Source organism: Pseudomonas poae RE*1-1-14, assembly GCF_000336465.1.
GTDB classification, from domain to species: domain Bacteria; phylum Pseudomonadota; class Gammaproteobacteria; order Pseudomonadales; family Pseudomonadaceae; genus Aquipseudomonas; species Aquipseudomonas poae.
The window spans coordinates 4,614,184-4,634,307 of the sequence record NC_020209.1; the positions used below are offsets into that span (position 1 = coordinate 4,614,184).

The 20,124-nt window shown below is 64.3% G+C and carries 15 protein-coding genes; 4 read left to right on the plus strand and 11 right to left on the minus strand.

The features are described 5' to 3' along the window. Positions 1-38: 38 nt before the first annotated feature. Genes H045_RS20345 through tagH form a run of 11 tightly spaced genes read right to left on the minus strand, consistent with a single transcriptional unit; the run spans position 39 to position 15,985 of the window. Entirely contained in the window at positions 39-1,751 is a 1,713-nt protein-coding gene (locus tag H045_RS20345; RefSeq protein WP_003231663.1) for a formylglycine-generating enzyme family protein, read from the minus strand. Next, positions 1,744-2,928: an ABC transporter permease family protein gene (locus H045_RS20350; RefSeq protein WP_015373302.1), complete on the minus strand. Its 1,185-nt coding sequence runs from the start codon at positions 2,926-2,928 to the stop codon at positions 1,744-1,746. Before H045_RS20350 ends, H045_RS20345 begins: the two co-directional genes overlap by 8 nt. Further along, positions 2,928-3,632: an ABC transporter ATP-binding protein gene (locus tag H045_RS20355; protein WP_003231667.1), complete on the minus strand. Its 705-nt coding sequence runs from the start codon at positions 3,630-3,632 to the stop codon at positions 2,928-2,930. Before H045_RS20355 ends, H045_RS20350 begins: the two co-directional genes overlap by 1 nt. After that, positions 3,632-6,604: a serine/threonine-protein kinase gene (locus H045_RS20360; protein WP_015373303.1), complete on the minus strand. Its 2,973-nt coding sequence runs from the start codon at positions 6,602-6,604 to the stop codon at positions 3,632-3,634. Before H045_RS20360 ends, H045_RS20355 begins: the two co-directional genes overlap by 1 nt. Then, the gene (locus tag H045_RS20365; RefSeq protein WP_003231672.1) at positions 6,601-7,320 is read right to left on the minus strand and encodes a PP2C family protein-serine/threonine phosphatase; all 720 of its coding nucleotides are present in this window, start codon (positions 7,318-7,320) and stop codon (positions 6,601-6,603) included. The genes H045_RS20360 and H045_RS20365 overlap by 4 nt, the downstream gene beginning before the upstream one ends. Then, the gene (gene tagF, locus H045_RS20370; RefSeq protein WP_003231674.1) at positions 7,321-7,974 is read right to left on the minus strand and encodes a type VI secretion system-associated protein TagF; all 654 of its coding nucleotides are present in this window, start codon (positions 7,972-7,974) and stop codon (positions 7,321-7,323) included. Then, positions 7,971-11,471, minus strand: coding sequence for a type VI secretion system membrane subunit TssM (gene tssM / locus H045_RS20375; RefSeq protein WP_015373304.1), 3,501 nt, complete (start codon positions 11,469-11,471; stop codon positions 7,971-7,973). The genes tagF and tssM overlap by 4 nt, the downstream gene beginning before the upstream one ends. Next, positions 11,468-12,757 (minus strand): DotU family type VI secretion system protein, encoded by a 1,290-nt coding sequence (locus H045_RS20380; protein ID WP_003231678.1) that lies wholly within the window; start codon positions 12,755-12,757, stop codon positions 11,468-11,470. Before H045_RS20380 ends, tssM begins: the two co-directional genes overlap by 4 nt. Positions 12,758-12,763: 6 nt before the next feature. Beyond that, a complete protein-coding gene (gene tssK, locus H045_RS20385) occupies positions 12,764-14,098 on the minus strand; it encodes a type VI secretion system baseplate subunit TssK (RefSeq protein WP_015373305.1) in 1,335 nt (444 codons plus the stop codon). Between the two features lie 18 nt (positions 14,099-14,116). Then, complete coding sequence (gene tssJ / locus H045_RS20390; protein ID WP_015373306.1) at positions 14,117-14,626, minus strand: type VI secretion system lipoprotein TssJ; 510 nt, start codon at positions 14,624-14,626, stop codon at positions 14,117-14,119. Positions 14,627-14,680: 54 nt separating this feature from the next. Continuing rightward, positions 14,681-15,985, minus strand: a complete 1,305-nt coding sequence (gene tagH, locus H045_RS20395) for a type VI secretion system-associated FHA domain protein TagH (protein WP_041931540.1) — start codon at positions 15,983-15,985, stop codon at positions 14,681-14,683. Positions 15,986-16,379: 394 nt separating this feature from the next. Here tagH and tssA point away from each other — a divergent pair, with 394 nt between their 5' ends. The 4 genes from tssA (at position 16,380) to H045_RS20415 (ending at position 20,120) form a co-directional block, all read left to right on the plus strand. Then, a complete protein-coding gene (gene tssA, locus H045_RS20400) occupies positions 16,380-17,399 on the plus strand; it encodes a type VI secretion system protein TssA (RefSeq protein WP_015373308.1) in 1,020 nt (339 codons plus the stop codon). Positions 17,400-17,453: 54 nt separating this feature from the next. After that, positions 17,454-17,960 (plus strand): type VI secretion system contractile sheath small subunit, encoded by a 507-nt coding sequence (tssB, locus tag H045_RS20405; protein WP_015373309.1) that lies wholly within the window; start codon positions 17,454-17,456, stop codon positions 17,958-17,960. A gap of 2 nt (positions 17,961-17,962) precedes the next feature. Next, positions 17,963-19,459 carry a type VI secretion system contractile sheath large subunit gene (gene tssC, locus H045_RS20410; RefSeq protein WP_003231690.1) on the plus strand — a complete coding sequence of 499 codons (1,497 nt, stop codon included), beginning with the start codon at positions 17,963-17,965 and terminating at the stop codon, positions 19,457-19,459. A 172-nt stretch (positions 19,460-19,631) separates the two neighbouring features. After that, on the plus strand, positions 19,632-20,120 hold the full coding sequence (locus H045_RS20415) for an Hcp family type VI secretion system effector (protein ID WP_003231692.1): 489 nt from the start codon (positions 19,632-19,634) through the stop codon (positions 20,118-20,120). Positions 20,121-20,124: the final 4 nt, after the last annotated feature.

Consider the following 20,124-nt stretch of genomic DNA (forward strand, 5'->3'; position numbering starts at 1 on the left):
GCCGCCTGAGTCCCTTCCAAGCTCGCTGCAACCAACGGTCAAGACCGCTGACCGCTCGCTGCGAGCAATTCCTTCAAGATCGCCGCCGGGTCGGCCCGCTGTTGCTTGCGGTAGTTGCCGACATGGCGAACGAACAGTGTTGCGCGCGTCACCAGGCTTTTGCCGAGCACTGGCTTGCGATCCAACTCTTCCTTGATCCGTTGAAACTGCGCCTGGATCACCGCATCGGTGTAACGCGTACCGGTCGCCAGGTTATCGATGTAGATCGCCACCGCGCCGTCGAGCGCGCTGCGGCCATTGCTGATGGCCATGGCCAACAGCTCGGCGCTGGCGGTGTCCTTGTTGTCCAGTGCCTGCTGACGGCTCTTCTGCAGGTTGGCCAGGCGAATGTTGTAGTTGCTGATGGTCTCGGCCACCAGCGCCGCCGACTGAATCAGGTTGCCCGCCGCTTCCTCGCGTTGCTGGGCGATCAACGAGACATTGCGCTTGAGCTCTTCGTTGACCAGCCCCAATTCGGCTTGCAGCTTGGGATCGACACTGGTGGCGATGATGCTGTCCAGGCGCTTGGTCGGGTCCTGGGCGTCGTCGATGGCGTCGGTCAGCGAGGCCAGGCGACCTTCTTTTTGCCACTGCGCAAACAGCTCCTTGTAGCGTGAACGCGGCGCCGACAGCGCGCCAATCGCTACGCGAAACCCCGTGGTCTCGTTGCTTTGCTCGGTGCCATCGGCGGCGAACAGCGGGTATTCGCGGCGCATCCCGGTAAACAGCGTGCCCTCGCCTTCCAGGTAATTGCCGCCCTTGACCACAAAGCCACCGTAAGTGCCCTGGCGACGGCCGGCGTGCACCAGCTGGAAGGATTCCTGGACCATTTCCGCCGCGTTGCCAATCACATCGAACATACCGATGGGGTTGGGCAACTTGGTGCCGATGGGCATCAACCGCGCAGCCTGGCCGGTGCCGCCGGCAACCTGGTTGAACACCGCCCAGTCGGCCAGCGGGCCATCACTTTCGCTGCCTTCCAGGCGACGCGGGAACAGCCGCCCTTCCAGGTCCTGGCGGCTCACCGCCTGACCACCGCGCGCGGCGAACTCCCACTCCACTTCGGTCGGCAGGCGCACAAAACCCAGGCCGCCGTCTTCAGCCGAGCTGCCGCGACCGCTTACCGGCAGCAGGTCTCGGTGGTATTTCATCAGCCAGGCGCTGTACACCGCCGAGAAGCGCTCGGCCTCAAAGCGTGACAGCTTGACCTTGGGCAAACGCCCGGCCATGCCGCTGGGCGCATCGCACGCGGGCGCCGGCTCGCCGCTGGCCAGGGACTGCGCCTGGGCCATGACCTGGGCGTATTGGCGCGCGGTCACTTCGTATTTGCCGATGAAATAGAGCATCGGCTTGAGCGGGGTCTTGGCGTCGGTCTTGGGCATCAACGGCGCGATAACCTTGTTCCAGTCCTGCGGCAAATCCTTGAGGGTGAACTGGCCGTTGATGAAGTCGCGGCGGTAGCCGGAAATAAACGATTGCTGGTAACCCGCCTCGCCTTCGGCAAAGGGATAGCCCAGGCTGATCTCGCGGTCGTCGAGGGTGCCCTGGGCCAGCACGTAGGCGTAGCGGAACACCATGTTGCCGTCGCAGGGCAGCGGCAGGCTAACGTCGTCCGGCAACGGTTTTGGATTGTCGAGCTTGTCGCTTGCCTCATCGGCCCAGGCCAGCGAGGCCAGGCTCAGCGCCACGCAGGCGCCCAGTAACTTATACATCTCTGATTCCTTCAGAAGCCTGGATACGTGCCACTCGCCAACCACCACAAACCGCCGCCACGGCGCTCACGCCCAGTACGGCCAGCAGTGCCACGCCGTAATGCCGCGCCAGCAGGTGGCTGGCATGTTCGCCCGGCACCTGCACGAACAACCGATTCAAGCCTGTCTCGGCCAGGCCATACAGCCCGGCACTGAGCACGGCGGCAATGCCTGCGCTGTACAGCGCCTGCACTGTCACAAACAACAACAGCGCGCCGGTGGAAAAGCCCAACAGGCGCAACACCGACAGTTCGCGCTGCTTGCGCGCCACCGCCGCCAGCGCACCGGCAAGCATCGCTGCAAACGCACCCGCAAGGGCCAACCCGGCGATGATCCAGAATACGATCGACAGGTTGCGGCTGAACGACTGCACCTGGGCGATGGTATTTGCCTGGGTCGATACCAACAGGTTCTGCCCGGCGAAATACACCCGCAGCGGCTCCACATCGGCGAGGCTGCGCGCGTACAGGCGAAACGCCGGATACACCCGCTGCTCACTCACGCCCACCGCCTCGCCATCCCAACCCAGCGCCGGCACCGCACGACCATCGCGATAATCTTCCGCCGCTTCCAGCAGGCCCAAATCGGCGAACAAGGCGTCACGGGCGAAGGCTTCCAGCGGCAGCACCGCCAGCACTTGCACCCGTGTGCGCTGTTCTTCTACACGCCCCGCTATCTGACGGGCGAAGCGGGTTTCCAACAGGTCCCCCGGCCGCGCCGCGAGCTTCTCGGCGGCGGTATGGCTCAACACGATCTGGCCCAGGCCTTTCGGCAGGGGTAAACCATCCAACAATGGATCACCCGCTGCCGTCGGCAGCATTTCCAGCACCTGTGCGCCCACCTGCGCCGTCGCCGCAATCTGCCGCGTACGTGGAATGGCAAACGACACATCGGGGCGCTGGCCGAGCTGCTCGATCAATGCGCTGCTGAATCGACCACCGCCCAGGGGAATAATTTCACGGGTGGCGGGGTCGGTCTCCAGGCGTTCGGTCAAACTGCTGACCAGTCCAAATTTCAGGCCGAACAACACCAGCAACGGGGCGATCACCGCCACCAGCGCCAGCACCGAACAGGCCGACAGCCAGGCGTCCTTGCGGTAGTCCTGCCAGGCGAGCGAGGCCACCAGAGCGATACGCATCAGCAGGCCTCCCCGAGCGTTGCGGTAACGCCGCCATCGGCATCGCGCCGGCAACTGATGCGACACACCGGCAAGCCGCTGGCGCGGGCCAGGGGTTCGTCGTGGGTGGCGATCACGCAGGCGGCGCGCTGTTCACGGGCCCGGTCCAGCAGCGCCTGCATCACCCGCTCGGCGTTCAGCGGGTCCAGCGAAGCGGTGGGCTCGTCCGCCAGCACCAATTGCGGCGCATGGGCCAGCGCGCGCGCGCAGCTCACCCGTTGGCGCTGGCCCACCGACAGCGCAGCGGGCGGCTTGCCCAACTGGTCGACGATGCCCAGTTGCTCGGCCAAACGCGCCACGCTGCCATCGTCCTTGAGCCCCAGCAGTTGCCGGGGCAAAGCGATATTGCCGCGCACATCGAGAAACCCCAGCAGGCCGCCGGTCTGCAGCACATAGCCCAGGTGCCGGCTGCGCAGCGCGGCCAGGGCCGTTTGCCGATCGGCGCGCCACAGCCCGCCGATGTCCTGTTGATGAAACTCAAACTGGCCCGCCTGATCCGGCGCCAGCACCAGCGCCAGCAGATCCAGCAAGGTGCTTTTGCCACAGCCGCTGGGGCCGACGATCGCCACCTGCTCACCCGCACGCAACGCCAGCGCCGGAATCACCAGGCTGTAGCGCTGGCTGCCGACGCCCCGGCTCTTGTGCACCGCGCAAAGGTTGAGCATCACGGCAGCGTCGACAAAGGCACGCGGTACAACGCATCGCCCGGCTCGGCATCGCCGAATCGAACCCAGTTGGCCACATCATTGTGGAAGGTTTCGTAGAGGCGGATTTTCGAATCCAGCTCGTCGATAAAGTCTTCCTGCTCGGCCACGCTCAACGACAACCACAAGTCCTGGGTCATGTTCAGCGACTTGCTGCGGTACGGCAGACCCTCCAGGTATTCGCCAAGAATGCCACCGTCGGCCAGGTTGCCGCCCTTGCGCAGGGCTTGCGGGTCGCGGCTCATGTAGGCCGAGGCGCTGGCGATTTCCTGGAAGAAGTCTTTAGGCGAGGTCTGGGTTTTGCGCGCCGCATCGACGATCAGTTTCAGCGACTGTTGCAGGTCGTTGAGCTGCAACTTGGTCAGCATCACGCACACCTGAAACGCCGGCAGCGCCGGGTTGGTGAGGTCACGGTCGGCGGTCCATGCACTCACCAGTTGCGGTGCCTGGCTCGCGGTCTTGCGGCCCAGGAAATCCATGTGCATCGCATAACCGACGGCCGCCGACTTGTCCGCCAGGCTCGGTGCGGCGCCCAGCAATGGCACCGGCTGCGGCGTGTTGCTGCGCACCTGGTGCACCAGGTTGGCGAACACCGTGCCGATCTCATCCACGCGCTCGCCGAGCTTGTGCACGTCGCCACCCGGCACCGGCGTATACAGGTCGCCGATCTTCGGGTTGGCGTCAGCCGTGAGGATGCGGTACTGGCTCTCGGCGCCGGCATGGGTTTTCTTGCCGGCATCGGTGCGCAGGTGCAAGGCGTAGATCTTGATCTGCTTGCCCAGCGCGGCCTGGCGCACTTCGGCTTCGTTCATCTGCGTGGCGGCGAACGGATCGTTCTTGCGCAGTGCGCCCGCATCGGTCACCAGCAGGATGATACGCCCGCCATAGCCGGACCAATCCATGCCTTCCACCGCCTGCATCACCCCGGCAAACGCGTCTTCGTTGAACGAATGGCTCGATACCGTGGACGCCTTGACCTGGCGTGCCATGTCGAGAAACCGCTGCGGGTCACGCCCCTGGTCGAGGCTGATCAGGGTCTTGGCCACGTATTCCAGGCCGGGGGTTTTCTTGATGCTGTTGCGAAAGCCCACCAGGCCGAAGCTGACGCTGTCCAGCTCGCCGCGCTCGGCGATGCGGGTTTGCAGCTCGTGCACCACGTCGCGAATCTGGTCGATGTAGGGCTGCATCGACACGGTCGTATCCACCACCATCACCACAGCCGTGCGGAAGGCATCGGCGTTGACCGCAGGCGCGGCGGGCCTCGCTACGGCGCTGCTGCCGGGGTCAATGGACGCTACGTTGAGCAACTGCACCGGCTGGCCGTTTTCGTCGAAGCTCTCTTTGGAATCGAAGATCGGCAACAGGTAGAACTGGTTCTGCGGCACGGCGCTGGCGGCAGGCTCAAGAGCCAGCACCTGTTGATTGTCATCGCTGTTTTTCTGCGCGTTGGCCAGGGCATTTTTCGCGGCGGACGGGTCCGCCAGCAGCTTCTCCACCTCGCCGGGCTGGCGCAGGAACATCACCGGTGCACGGCCCGAACGTTCGGTGAACTTGAGCACCAGGCTCTGTTTCCAGTCGCTGACCTGGGAGGCCGGTAACCAACCGTCGCTGCGCCCATCGGTGGCGGCGCCAACGCGCACCCAGGGCTGACCGCCGACCGCCTTGCGTTGGTACACGTAGAGCACGGAGAACGCCGGCAGCGCCTTGCCGGATGCACCGCCTGCTTCGCTTGCCAGTTTTGCTCCGGGCTTACTGAGTACGCGCTGGAACAGGGTCTTTTTGCCAGCCATCAACAGCGGGCGCTGGCCGCCATCCACCTCGGCCACCGCCGCAGGTGGCGTGACGGCCTTGGGCACTGCGGCCGCCGGCGGCCTGGCCGGCTCATCGCTGCCGCTCAACCACCAGAAACTCGCGCCGCCAATGGCCAGCGCCACGGCAACCGCCACGGCGGCCAGGGCCAATACCGGCCCACGGCGCTGTTCGGACACCGCGCGATGCTGGGTCGGCGTCACCACCGGCTGGCGTACCACTTGCGGCTGCGGCCTGGCGGTCGGGATCTCGATGGATTCGGGTGTGATACCCGCCAGGTCGAAACTCATCGGCATCGGCAGCGGCCGCACCAGGGTGGCCTCCGGGGAGTCCATCGGCAGTTGATCGAGCGCAACCAGCAACGCCGCCGCATCAGCGAATCGCTCGGCCGGGTCCTTGGCCAGCAGCTTGCGCAGTACACCCTGATAACGCCCGTGGTGCACCGGTAATTCCGGCAACGGTTCGGTGAGGTGCGCCAGCGCCGTGGAGAGTGCGTCGGTACCGGTGTAGGGCAGCTTGCCGACGAGGATTTCGTAGAGCACCACGCCCAGCGCGTAAAGGTCGGCGCGGCCATCGATCTCCTGGCCCCGCGCCTGTTCCGGGCTCATGTAGCTCGGCGTGCCCACGGCAAACCCGGCCTGGGTGAACTGGGTGCGGTCGTCGAGGGACTTGGCGATGCCGAAGTCCGACAACACCGCCGTGCCGTCGGCGCGAAACAGGATGTTCGCCGGTTTGACATCACGGTGCACCAGGCCCTGGGCATGGGCATACCCCAACGCCGAGGCGATCTGACGGATCAGCGTCACCCCCTGCTGCGGCGTCATGCCGGCGGCGATGCGCTCCTTGAGCGTGCCGTTGGGCAGGTATTCCATGGCCATGTAATACAGCTCACCGACATTGCCGATGTCATGGATGGTCACGGTGTGCGGGTGCGACAGCCGCGCCAGGGTCCTGCCCTCGCGCAGAAAGCGCTCGCAGAAACTCGGATCAGCCGCCAGCGCCGCCGCCATCACTTTCAGGGCGACCTTGCGCTCCAGCGAGCGCTGGGTTGCCAGGTACACGCTGGCCATGGCGCCTTCGCCAATCTCGCCGTCGATGTCGTAACCGGGGATCAGGATGTTCATGCCGACACCTTCACGACAATGGCGGTGATGTTGTCCGGCGCGCCCCGGTTGAGCCCCAGGTGCACCAGGCTGCGCACGATTTCATCGGGTGCGTTGTGACCGAGCACGTCGCGGATTTCATGGTCTTCGACGGTCTTGGTCAGGCCGTCGCTGCACAACAGGTAGCTGTCGCCGGGGGCGATCAAAAGCTCGACCGCCGCCAGGTTCAACTGGGCCTCCACGCCCACGGCGCGGGTGACGATATTGGCGCGCGGATGTGTGCGGGCATCGGCTTCGCTGAGCAGGCCGCTGTCCTGCAGGTCCTGCACGTAGCTGTGGTCACGGGAGATACTGTCGAGCACGCCGTCGCGCAGGCGATACAGGCGACTGTCGCCAGCCCACAGGCACACGCCGCGCAGGCCACGGGCGGCGAGCACCACCACGGTGCTGCCCATCAGGCTGACGCCACGGTTGGCGGTTTCTTCACGCACGGCCGTGTTGATACGGACCAGGTCGTTGCGCAGCGCAGCCGTGTATTCGTCGAGGGAACGGCCCATCGCCACACTGCGCAGGCTGTCGACGATCAGGCTGCTGACATAGTCGCCGGCCGCATGCCCGCCCATGCCGTCGGCCACCACCCACAGGCGGTTTTCCGGCAGGTCCAGGCACGCGTCTTCATTGACCTGGCGCACCATGCCCACATGGCTTTTGCTCGCGGATTTGTACGTCGCCCCCATCTACACCACACCTTCTTGTCCGAGCAAAAATTGCGCAAAATCGCCGGTGGCAGGCAGGCCCTGGCACCGTAATAACCCGGGAGCGATCCGCTGCGAACCACGGCCCCACCAGAGGCTGGCACCCTCGCAGGCCTGTTCGGCCAGCGCGGCCAGTCGCCCGTGAGGCAAGGTGGCGGCCATCCGTTGCAGGCCGGCGAAACGGCTGTCGACCGCACGCGGTTCGGTCGCCGGTACGCCAAGCCGGTCGAGCCCTGCGTTGAAACCTTCGAACGTGGCACCCGCATCCAGGGTGCTCAGCAACAGCTCTTCGGCCTGTTCGAACCAGGCATCCGGCCCGCCCACCAGCGAGGCCGGGTTGGTGTCGTGATCGAGCAAGGCCACCACCGCCAGCGGGAAATAGCGCCCCACCCGATCAATGCTGGGCATCACCACACCCGCCGCTGCATCCGGCCCGCATACGCCCGGCGACAGCACAAAGCGCCACAACGGGCTGACCAGATACACATTGAGCCAGTCGCCGCCCAGGCTGTTCTGGCTGGCGAGCAGGCCCGCCGCCAGCCAGCTGTCCCACGGGCCGACAAAACTCTGAGGCAAGGTACGGCTGACAAAATCGCCACGGCTGGCCAACTTGCCGTAGAAACCCAGGGTCGTCATAGCCGCTCCGGCAGGCTGAAGCCACTGAGTACGCGGCTTTTGAACGGGTTGAACGCACTGTTGGCGCGCAGTTCGTAGGCGATGCTCGCACCGTCAACCCGCAGGCGCAGGTTGAAACGGTCCGGCGAATTGCCTGCGGTAAGGTCTGATTGCTCCAGCAGGCGGAACCAGGCCCACGGGCCGTCCAGGGTCACACCGGAACGGCCACTGGCTGACGGCGGCATGATGGAAATACGCACCACGCCAATGCTGCCGGGATTGGGCCATTGCATGGCCACCGGACGACTCGGGCCGTGGTCGTAGCTCAATTGCTGGCCGTCGAGGTCGAGCAGAAATTGGGTGATGGTCGGGTCCATCGACACCGGCTTGAGCTCAAAGCGCACGATCGGCTGGGTGCCCCCGGCGCGGAAAAACGCATCACGAATCGCCGCCGCACGCTGGAAGGTTTGCAGCACGCCCGGCGCAATGCCGAGCTTCTGCGCCGCGCCCGGCTGCCAGCGCCAGGTCTGGCTCGATGTATCCACGTAAGGCTGCAGGTACTTGCGAAAGTAGTTGTCCATCACCCCGCCCACGCCGAAGAACTGGCCGAAGTCATCCAGGGTCGCGTCACGCGCGCTGCCCGGCGACATCGGGTAGCGCCCGGCCAATGACTGGCGGTACACATTGACCACCTCGCTGACCCAGGCCGCGTTCAGCTGGTTACGCACCCCGCCCATCATGCTGTTGGTGGTAGCGTTGACCACCGACTTGACCATGCCCTGCACCAGCGGCGGCTGACGCTCGGCATTCAGGCTGACCCGCGTGGCCGCAGCGGCCGCCTGGTTCTTCGCCTCGCCCAGCAGCGCATCGCCACTGGCGCCAACCATCGCACTGACCTGCACATACAGCGCGTTCATGTCCGCGAGCAGGCCGTCGATGGCAGCCGGTTCACCTTCGTTTTTGCTGACGATGCTGTTGAGCTGGGCAAAATGCGCGGTCACTGGATCATCCGCCGCCGCCGGGGCATTGGCGGCCGGCTGTTCCTGGCCGAGCAGGCTGCCCAGGCGCTCCTTGAGCTTGTCGACGCCGCCTTCTACCGGTACGCCCTTGGCCACCAGCTGACGCTCTTCGGCTTGCAGGTCGGTTTCCCTGGCCACCGCCACCAGCAGTTTTTTCAGTGGCGACGTCGGCCCGGAGATCACCCGCAGCACATCCGCCGCCTGGGCCACGCTGGTGATCGGTACGAAGTCGATATCCGCAAGCAACGCATCCCACTGGCGCTGGTAATCCTGGAAGTACAGACGGCGCACGTCGGCGGCCAGGCTCACCACGTTCTGTTGATCGGCCGGTTCATTGCCCAGCACCCATTGCTCTTCAGCCAGGGTGCCGGTCTGGTTCAGGCTGCTCAGCAGGAACGCCTGACGGTAGCCCTTGGCGGTGAAAAAGCCGCTCAATGGCTCGCCCAGTGGCTTGCCGCTCTTGCGGCTGAACACCAGCGCAGCATCGCGTCCGGCTGCCTCGCTAAGGCGAAAGTCGGGTATGCCGTCGGGCAGTTTCTGGCGCTTGACCCGGTCATACACGCGCTGGGCCACCGGCAGTTGCTGCAACTGGCGGCGCAGGTCGTCGATCAAACGCGGGTCCAGTCGCGCATTCGGCGGATGGCGGTCGAACAGCGCCTGTAAATGTCCGATCAGCGCCTGGCGCTGATCGGCCGGCAGGTCTCGCGGCAGGTTGCGGTCCCAGTCCAGCGCGATCCAGGCCTTGATGAAATCCGCGTCGTAATGCTCGCTGTCGGCCAGCATCAGGTAGGCCTTGAGGCCTTCGTAGAGGAAATCCGAATTGCCGCCGCCGTGCAGTTGCTCTTCGATGCGCGTCACCAGACGGGGCGCAAACACGGCGATCAGCAGCTTGCGGTAGACGCTGGCGGATTCGGCTTCGAGCATGTCGCCCTGATACAGCCCCAGCCCCTCGGACCAACCGGGCGAGTCGCCTGCCAGGTTCTTCACCGCATTGAGCAGCGGCAACACGGCGAGCACGTCGCGCTGTGCCGGGCTGAGGTTCTGCACGGTCTGGCCCAGGGGCGTGACCTTCTGGTCAACTTGGGCGATGTAGGCCTGATTGGCGCGATAGCTCACCCACCACAGGCCGCTGACGACCACCACCAGCGCCACGGTGGCCGCCAGCACACCGCGTGCAATCCATTTGCGCCGCCGCTCGACCTTCGGGTTCACGCCGACCAGTCCGCGCTCGGCAAACGCCACGGCGGTGAACAGTTTTTCGATGAAGTAACTGCGCCCGGTGCCGCTCTGGCGTGCCAGGTGCTGGCGGTCCAGGTTCATGCTCTGGGCCATCGCACCGATCAGGCGATCGATCGGGCTGCCTTCCTGGGTGCCGCTGGTGAAGTACACACCGCGCAGCAACACGCGCTCTTCGAACGCATTGGGCTTGAACACGCCTTCGAGGAAGCCTTGCAGGCAATCCTTCAGCGCGCCGAACTGCTGCGGGAAGCCGTAGATGAGATCGCGCCGTGCCGGGTCGCGTTCCTGTTGCAGGCGCTCCACCAGGCGTTCGTTGAGACGCTGTTCCAGACCGGCAAATTCATTCTGCAGATGGGCCAGCGGGCTGTCGCTGTTCTTTCCATCGTCCAGGGCAAAGGTCATGCCCCACACCTGGGCGCGGTCTTCCTTGCTCAGGTTGTCGAAGAACTCCATGAAGCCCGGCACCAGGTCGAGCTTGGTCAGCATCAGGTAGATCGGAAAGCGCACGCCCAATTGGCTGTACAACTCCTGGATACGCAGGCGGATCGCGGCGGCATGGGCGGCGCGCTCGGCGTCAGTGCCCAGCAGCAAATCCGACAGACTGATGGCGATGAACGCACCGTCGATGGGGCGACGCGAGCGCTGCTTTTTCAGCAGGTCGAGAAAGCCCAGCCAGGCGGCCTTGTCCACCGTCGAGTTGCTGTCTTGGGTGGTGTAGCGGCCGGCGGTGTCGAGCAATACTGCCTGATCGGTAAACCACCAGTCGCAATTGCGCGTACCGCCAACCCCGCGCACCGCGCCAGCGCCAAGTTGGGCGGCCAGCGGAAAGTGCAGGCCGGAATTGACCAGCGCGGTGGTCTTGCCCGAACCCGGCGGGCCGATGATCACGTACCACGGCAGCTCGTAGAGGTTGCGCCGCTCATCACCGCCAAGTTTGGCTTTTTTCAGCAACGTCAACGCTTCGTCCATGCGCTGGCGCAGGGTCGACAATTCCTCGGCAGTGGCCAGGCTGTTGGGATCGGCCGGGGTGTCGGCCGCGAGGCTGCGCAGCACTTCGGCGGCCTGCCGGCGGGCCTGGACGATGCGCCACACGCGGTAGGCGACCCATACCGCGAACACCAGGATGATCAGCGCCCAACGGCGTCCTTCCGGCACCAGCACGTCGAGCAACGGCCCGACAAACCAGATGATCAGGCTCAGGGCGATCAGGCCCAGCAGCGGGATCACCCAGCGAATCATGAAACTGAAAAACGCCTTCACTCGACGCCCTCCGCCAATACAGTGATTTCAACCCGGCGATTGCGGGCACGGCCTTCTGCGGTCGCGTTGGTCGCCAGCGGTTCGGTGTCGCTGCGGCCTTCGGCGCTGAAGCGCTCGGCCTGGCCGGTCTTGGCGGCGAGAATCTCCAGCACCGACTTGGCCCGCGCTTCGGACAACGCCCAGTTGGACGGGAAGCGCAGCGTGGCAATCGGGCGGTTGTCGCTGTGGCCGGTAACCCGCACCTGGCCCTTGACCTTGCGGATGGCGTCGGCAATGCGCAGCATCAACGGCTGGTAGTTGTCGACGATGCTCGCGCTGGCCGAGGCGAACAGCTCGTCACCCTTGATCGTCACCACGGAACGGTCGACCTTGTCTTCCACCGCGACGCGGCCGGCCTTGATGTCTTCGGCCAAAAAGCCCGCCAGGCGGGGTCGTTCGATGACTTTGGGCTGCGCCACCGGCCGGTCGATGGCCTGCACCGGGATCTCGCCCAGGGCGTGAATGTTCTTGAACACCGGCTCCGCATCCGCAGCCAGCTTCAGGCGCAAACCGAACAGCAAGGCCAGCAACAGCGCGAGACCGATGGCCACGGCGATCCACGGCGGCATGAACTGCGCCAGGCGATCGCGCGCCACGGTCACGCCGCGCCAATGCGGCGACAGCTCGCGCTCATGCTCGCCACGGGCACTGCGAATCGCTGCGGCGGTGCGCTCACGCAGGGCTTCGAGCTGGCTGCGACCGTCGTTCATCACGCGGTAGCGACCCTCGAAACCCAGGCACAGACACAAGTACAAAAGCTCCAGCAGGTACAGGCGTTCCCGTGGGCTTTGCAGGCAGTGGTCGAGCAGCTGAAAGACCTTTTCGCCGCCCCAGGCTTCGTTGTGCACGGTGATCAGCAGGCTCTGTTTGCCCCAGTCGCTGGTGCTGCCCCACGGCGTGCTGAGCACGGCCTCGTCGAGGGCGGTGCAGAGCGCGTAACGCGCCAGCAGCACTTCGTTGCGCGGAATGCCAGCGGCTTCTGCGCGCTCTTCGAACTGACGCAGGTAGGCCAGCAACTGCGCGCGCAGGCTGGCCGGCGCCGGGTGGGCGATGGTGTTGCGCAGGCGCGTCAGCAGGGCCAACAGCGGGCCGGCAGCGCTTTCCAGCGGGTTGAGGCCTTGGCTTTTGCCGGTGAGAATCGGCGCCGCCGGCATCGCTAACGGGGCAGGCTCGGCACGCGCAGGTTCCGGCGCGCGGCCACCCGGTCGCGGCATGAACTGGGTGCGGTCATCGTCATTGGGATGCATCGCGGTTTATCCTCGAATCGCCCAGAAGGCCAGGTTCAAGCCCGGGAACTGCCCGGCGATATGGAAAGCGAACCCACCGGAATTACCCAGTTGCTGCCAGTGTTCGCTGCCTCGGTCCAACTCGTAGTAGGTGGAGCCTGCGTGGTACGGCAATTGGCGCGGCGCGACCGGCAGGGGCAACAGGCCGATGCCCGGCAATTGCAGGTTGACCAAATCGCGGATGTGCTCCACCGAACCGACCTTGCTCTGCTGGCCGAAGCGCGCGCGCAGGGTTTCGCCGGGCACATCGGCGCGCACCACGAGGATGAAACTGGCGCTCTCGAGCAGGGTCTTGTCCGCCAGCATGGCGACGTGCACACCATAGGCTTTCTCCACAATCGGGATCGGCGTGGCCTTGCTGTCGATCAGCATCGACAGCGCTTCACGCAGCGCCGCCATCACCGGAGCGAAGCTCAGGGCCAGGTCGTCGTGCTGGTAGTGTGGGTATTCCTGGGGGCGTCGACCCGACGTGGCAAAGGTAGAGAACTCACCGGCCAGGCTCACCAGTTCGCTGAAGAAACGCTCCGGGTGCAGCGGGCTCAGTTGGGTGATGTGCTGGATCAGCGGCTGCGCACGGTTGACCAGTTGCAGCAGCATGAAATCGGCAATCTCCGAGGCACCGCCAGCGCCCGAAGCCACCACGCGACCGGCCAGGGCTTCGCCGCGCTGGTGCAGCAGGCCGAGCAATTCACTGCGAAACGCGCTCAGCGGTTTGCTGGCGGCCACGTCCAGCACCGGCGGGATGTAAGTGTCGTCGAGTACCAAGGCGCGGTCGGCGCGTTTTTCCTTGATGCGCACCAGGCCCACGGCGGCGTAGTCGCTGATGCCATCCTCGGCGGTGAGCAGGCGCAACGCACGCGCGCCTACGGCCACGGGGGTGCGGTTTTCGAACGGTGCGTTATCGTCGCGCACTTCGCGCACCTGGCTCACGTAACGCGCCGCTTCCAGCGCTTCGCCTGCCTCCACCGTGTCCCGCGCACCCGCACGCTTGAGCGGCAAGGCCAGGTACACCAGGCCGTCGCGCAGGTTGTCGTCAATGTTCAGCGGGCTCGGCGCCAGGTCGTCCTGGGGAATATTGAATGGCGTGCCATCGGGCAACAGGCCCCGCGCCGAGACAATCGCCAGCTTGCCCAGGGCCAGCAGGCCCTGGTCGATCAGCAGCTCGGAAAAGCCCCAGGCGCCGGCAGACAGCGGGCGACTGCGGGCATCAATCAGGTTCTCGAGGTAACGGTCATGCTGCTGGAAGTGCTGCGTTCCGATGAACATGCCTTCCGACCAGACCACGCGATTGTTCCAGGACATGGGAGCTCCGATGATTTCTTATTGGGCAGGGCTGGAGGGGGGAGCCACGACATCGGCGCGCACGGCGCGAACATCGAGGCTGATCTGGTGTTCGGTGTTCTGACGCGGCGGCACGTTGACCACCGCGCGCCATTGCGCGCGGTCCAGCTCGCGATAGCCCACCAGCAGGCCGACCTGGCGCGTGGCAGGGTCGAGGTCGCGCCGGATGCTCAGTTGCTGGCCGGGCTGGACCATCACTTCGTCCTGGTCCAGCAGGTCGAGACCGAGGGTGGACTGCGCGCGGTCGGCCAGGGCGAAGTAGTCGGAGCGGGCGAAGGTGGCGGCGTTTTTCAGTTCGAAAATGCGCACCCGCACCGGCGCGGCCTGGCCGTTGGCACCGGGGTTGAGCCCGGCAATGGCGTGAAAATGCAATGTGATGGCAGCGCTGTTCGCGTCGGCTTCAGCCGCGCTTTCGGGCTTGGCCGCATGCTGTGCACACGCCGTCAGCAGCAGCGCGGTGGCGGCTGCGAGTAAAAACCTGAAAATCATCCTGTGTCCTCAATGACGTACTTGGCTATCCGTTGAATCCTGGGTCGCGTCGGGTCAGCGACGCTGTCGTGCACTGTGCTCTTCGTAGGCTCGGCTAAACTCGCGGCCGAACAGGTCCTGGAAATCTTCCTGGGCCTCGCGGGAAATGTTGCTGTAAAGCTCGGTGAACTGTTGCCAGTACTGGGCCTGACGCGAGCCGTGGAAAAGACTCGACAGCCCGCCAGGCTTGCCCATGCGTGCTTCCAGCTGCGCCGGCTCAAAGCGCGCCAGCAGGTGCTTGATCGCCGCTTCCACGCCGGCCATCACCGCCAGCTGGTGCGCGCGCAGGTCATCGAAACTCTCGCGCACGGCCACATCCGGTGCCATGAACGCTTGGTTGCCATGACGCAGCAACAGCAGTAACGCTTCGTCGGCATTCGGGGCGAATTTCAACGGATTGTTTTCGGCGGGCTGGATCATGGTCTGTTGCATGCGGAACTCGCCTTTGAGGCTGGCGCGGGCACGCAACACATCGATCAGGCCTTCGACCATCAGCCGGTAGCTGCGGCCGATGCTTTCCATCTGGGCGCAGGCATCGGCGTTGTCCAGGCGCAGCTGATCGAGGCCGGCGCCGCGCAGGAAGGCTTGCAAAAGGTCCGGTTGCGGCTGGGCGCTGACCACGGGGAGCGCGGGCTCGACCACAGGTGGCGCAGCGATGACGGGTGCGGGCGGCGGTGGCGCATCGCCGAGCAGGTCCCAGTCTTCGGGAATCACCGCAGCTGACGCTCCTGGCGTTTCGACAATCGGCGCGGCGACGGGCGCGGGTGGGCGGAAATCGTGCTGTTCGGACGGCACATGATCTGCCACGGTCGGCGGCGGCACGGCGGCGGGGCCAAGAAAGTCGAACAGGTCCGGCAGGGTGTCCATCGACGAGGCACCCTGGAACTGCGGTGCAATCGCCGGCGTGGCCTGGGGCGTGTTCGCAACGGCGCCCATCAACGCTTCGAAGCTGTTCGGCGAGTCACCGGCAAAGGCTTGGCTATCAATGGTTTGCACAGTGAAATCGATGCGCGCCTGAATTTCGTAATCACCGATGCGGATCAACTCGCCGTCCTGTAACGGCTCGCTGTTACCCCGGCGCATGCGAATACCGGCGTTAACCAATTCCACGCCATTGGTGCTGTTATCCGTTAAATAATAACGGCCATCCTTGTATTGAATAACGCAATGTTGTGAAGAGACCAGACGCTCTGGATCGGGCAATACCCAGTCGTTTTCCGAACTGCGGCCGATCGCCATCGAGCCCTGATCAATGGACTTTTCGGGGCACTGCCCAGGGGTGATCTTGTGATAACTAGTAATAGTCAAACACAGCGACATCTTGCCTCCTTGCTGATACTTCGCGCGCAGTCGATTTCCGGGACAGCGTTTCCCGAGATTCCCCCCTTCGGGTCGTGCAACCGACCTTTGGAACCTGCTTTTGTCAGCATGATCGCTGATCTTAACCGGGCTCTGTGACAAAAATCCTGCGCGGGTCCTTCACTCGACCCGCCAGTCGCGCAGGTTGTTAAGCACCGCACATCTGTCACAGAGAGCGAATAGCTTACCTTGACAAGGCGTAACTACTACACCAAAAATGCACAACTTCTTGCATAGACGTGATGTCACATTAGTGGCATGCGATTTATATGACAAAGAAACCATGCAAAGTTCCTCGCGCAACTAATGCATGAATTGCTCGCCCTCCCGCGGGCTGATAGGGAGATCAATTTCAGTGGATGTGCCGTTGCTGCTCACCGCCGTTTCCGCGAACTCGCCATGTGGCGAAGACATGGAATATGACGCGCAATTTCTCCAACTGGAACGTGATGCCAAGGGCCAGCCCGAGCGCAGCATGGGCGACTCCATTCTGCCCGCCGAACCGCCGGATTGGCGCAGCATCCAGCAGCAAAGCCTCGACTTGCTGCAGCGCAGCAAAGACCTGCGCATCACCCACTTTCTGCTGCAAAGCACCCTCGCCCTCCAGGGTGTCGCGGGGCTGGCCGACGTTCTCATGCTGATCGATGCGCTGCTGCGCCAATACTGGGCCGAGCTGCACCCGCGCCTGGATGCCGACGACGACAACGACCCAACCGTGCGCATCAACGCCCTTTCCGGCCTGGCCAGCGACACCACCATCCGCCTGCTGCGCGAAAGCATTCTCACGCGCTCGCGCACCTTCGGCCCGGTGAGCCTGCGCGCCGCGCTCAATGCCAGCGGGCTGTTGAGCTTTCCTGATGAAGCACTCGGCGCGCAGCAACTCAACGCCGCGTTCCTCGACAGCGATCCCGACCAGTTGCAAGCCACCCGCGACGCCCTCAGCGCGGCACGTGCAGCCTGCGAAGCCATCGAACAACAGGTCAACGACCAGGTCGGTTCCGCCCAGGGCGTGGAACTCAGCGCCTTGAAGCAGCCGCTTAAACAGGCGTTGCACCTGCTCAATCAAGCGGTGCCCGGCACCGACAGCAGCCGCGAACCCGAGGCCGTCAGTGACGACAATGCCCCCTGGGTCGACTTCGCCGCAGCCCCCGCCGCACCGCGTCCGGCTGGCGATATCGCCAGCCGCGATGACGTGCTGCGCAGCCTCGACAAGATCCTTGCTTATTACACCCGGCACGAACCTTCAAGCCCGTTGCCGGTGCTGTTGAACCGCGCGAAGAATCTGGTGCACGCCGATTTCGCGGCCATCGTGCGCAATCTGATTCCCGACGGCATGTCCCAATTTGAAAACCTGCGCGGCCCGGACGGCGAGTAAGCCGCCGGACTGTGCAGTAACAACACCGTCGCTCAAGCGACCAGGAGCAGCAACGTGGCGAAGCAAAGTTCTCAGAAGTTCATCGCGCGCAACCGCGCGCCTCGGGTGCAGATCGAGTACGACGTCGAGCTTTACGGCGCCGAGAAAAAGGTCCAGCTGCCCTTCGTGATGGGCGTGATGGCCGACCTCGCCGGCAAGCCTGCCGAGCCTCTGGCGGCGGTCGCCGACCGCAAGTTCCTCGAAGTGGACGCCGACAACTTCGACTCGCGTCTCAAGGCCATGCAGCCGCGCGTGGCGTTCCATATCCCCAACGAATTGACCGGCGAAGGCAACCTGAGCCTGGACATCACCTTCGAAAGCATGGACGACTTCAGCCCCGCCGCCGTGGCGCGCAAGGTCGACTCGCTGAACCAACTGCTCGAAGCCCGCACCCAACTGGCCAACCTGCTGACCTACATGGACGGCAAGACCGGCGCTGAAGAAATCATCATGAAGGCGATCAAGGACCCGGCACTGCTCCAGGCACTTGCCAGCGCGCCGAAGCCTGCAGGGGATCAGTAATCATGACCGACACTACCGTTCGCGAAGGCGCGCTGAATCTGGGCGCCACCGAAGAAACCAGCGAGTTCGCATCCCTGCTGATGCAGGAATTCAAGCCCAAGACCGAGCGTGCCCGCGAAGCCGTGGAAACCGCCGTGCGCACCCTGGCCGAACAGGCCCTGGCGCAAACCGATCTGGTGTCCAATGACGCGATCAAGTCGATCGAATCGATCATCGCCGCCATCGACGCCAAGCTCACCGCCCAGGTCAACCAGATCATCCACCACCAGGACTTCCAGCAACTGGAAAGCGCCTGGCGTGGCCTGCACTACCTGGTCAACAACACCGAGAGCGATGAGCAGCTGAAAATTCGCGTGCTCAACATCTCCAAGCCCGAACTGCACAAGACCCTGAAGAAATTCAAGGGCACCGCGTGGGACCAGAGCCCGATCTTCAAGAAGATGTATGAAGAAGAATACGGTCAGTTCGGCGGCGAACCTTACGGCTGTCTGGTGGGCGACTACTACTTCGATCAGTCGCCACCGGACGTGGAACTGCTGGGCGAGCTGTCGAAAGTCTGCGCTGCCATGCACTCGCCGTTCATCGCTGCGGCCTCGCCGACCGTGATGGGCATGGGCTCGTGGCAGGAGCTGTCGAACCCGCGTGATCTGACCAAGATCTTCACCACTCCGGAATACGCCGGCTGGCGCTCGCTGCGTGAATCGGAAGACTCGCGCTACATCGGCCTGACCATGCCGCGCTTCCTCGCGCGCCTGCCGTACGGCGCCAAGACCGACCCGGTGGAGGCGTTCGCCTTCGAAGAAAACACCGACGGCGCGGACAGCTCCAAGTACACTTGGGCCAACGCCGCGTACGCGATGGCGGTGAACATCAACCGTTCGTTCAAACACTACGGCTGGTGCTCGCGCATCCGTGGTATCGAGTCCGGCGGCGAAGTGGAAAACCTGCCGGCGCACACGTTCCCGACCGATGACGGCGGCGTGGACATGAAGTGCCCGACCGAAATCGCCATCAGCGACCGCCGTGAAGCGGAGCTGGCGAAAAACGGTTTCATGCCGCTGCTGCACAAGAAAAACACCGACTTCGCCGCGTTCATCGGCGCCCAGTCATTGCAGAAGCCAGCCGAATACGACGACCCGGACGCCACCGCCAACGCCAACCTGGCTGCGCGCCTGCCGTACCTGTTCGCCACCTGCCGTTTCGCGCACTACTTGAAGTGCATCGTTCGCGACAAGATCGGTTCCTTCAAAGAGAAGGACGAGATGCAGCGCTGGTTGCAGGACTGGATCCTCAACTACGTCGACGGCGACCCGGCGCACTCCACCGAAACCACCAAGGCCCAGCACCCATTGGCTGCCGCCGAAGTGATCGTGGAAGAAGTGGAAGGCAACCCGGGGTACTACAACTCCAAGTTCTACCTGCGCCCGCACTACCAGCTTGAAGGGCTGACGGTGTCGTTGCGTCTGGTCTCGAAGCTGCCTTCGGCGAAAAGCGCGTAAGTAACGGTTGAACCGGCTCTTCTGTGGGAGCAGGGCTTGCCCGCGATGCAGACAACTTGGTTTGTCAGTCAGACCGCGGTGATGCAATCGCAGGCGAGCCAGCTCCCACAGAGAAGCACTGCCCCGTTGGGGCATAACAAATTCAGTGGCCCGTGCCACACAGGGAGAAATCATGGCTGTTGATATTTTCATCAAGATCGGCGACATCAAGGGCGAGTCCATGGACAAGGCCCACAAGGACGAAATCGACGTGCTGAACTGGAGCTGGGGCATGGCCCAGTCCGGCAACATGCACGTGGGCGGTGGTGGCGGCGCGGGCAAGGTGAATATCCAGGACCTGTCGCTGACCAAGTACGTCGACAAGGCCTCGCCCAACCTGATGATGCACTGCGCCAGCGGCAAGCACATCGACAAGGTCAAGCTGACCGTGCGCAAGGCCGGTGGTGAAAGCCAGGTCGAGTACATGGTGATCAACCTGGAAGAAGTGCTGGTCACGTCCCTGAGCACCGGCGGTTCGGGCAGCGATGATCGCCTGACCGAGAACGTCACGCTTAACTTCGCCCAGGTGCTGGTCGACTACCAGCCGCAGAAAGCCGACGGCACCAAAGACGGCGGCCCGATCAAGTTCGGCTGGAACATCCGGTCCAACACCAAGCGTTGATACA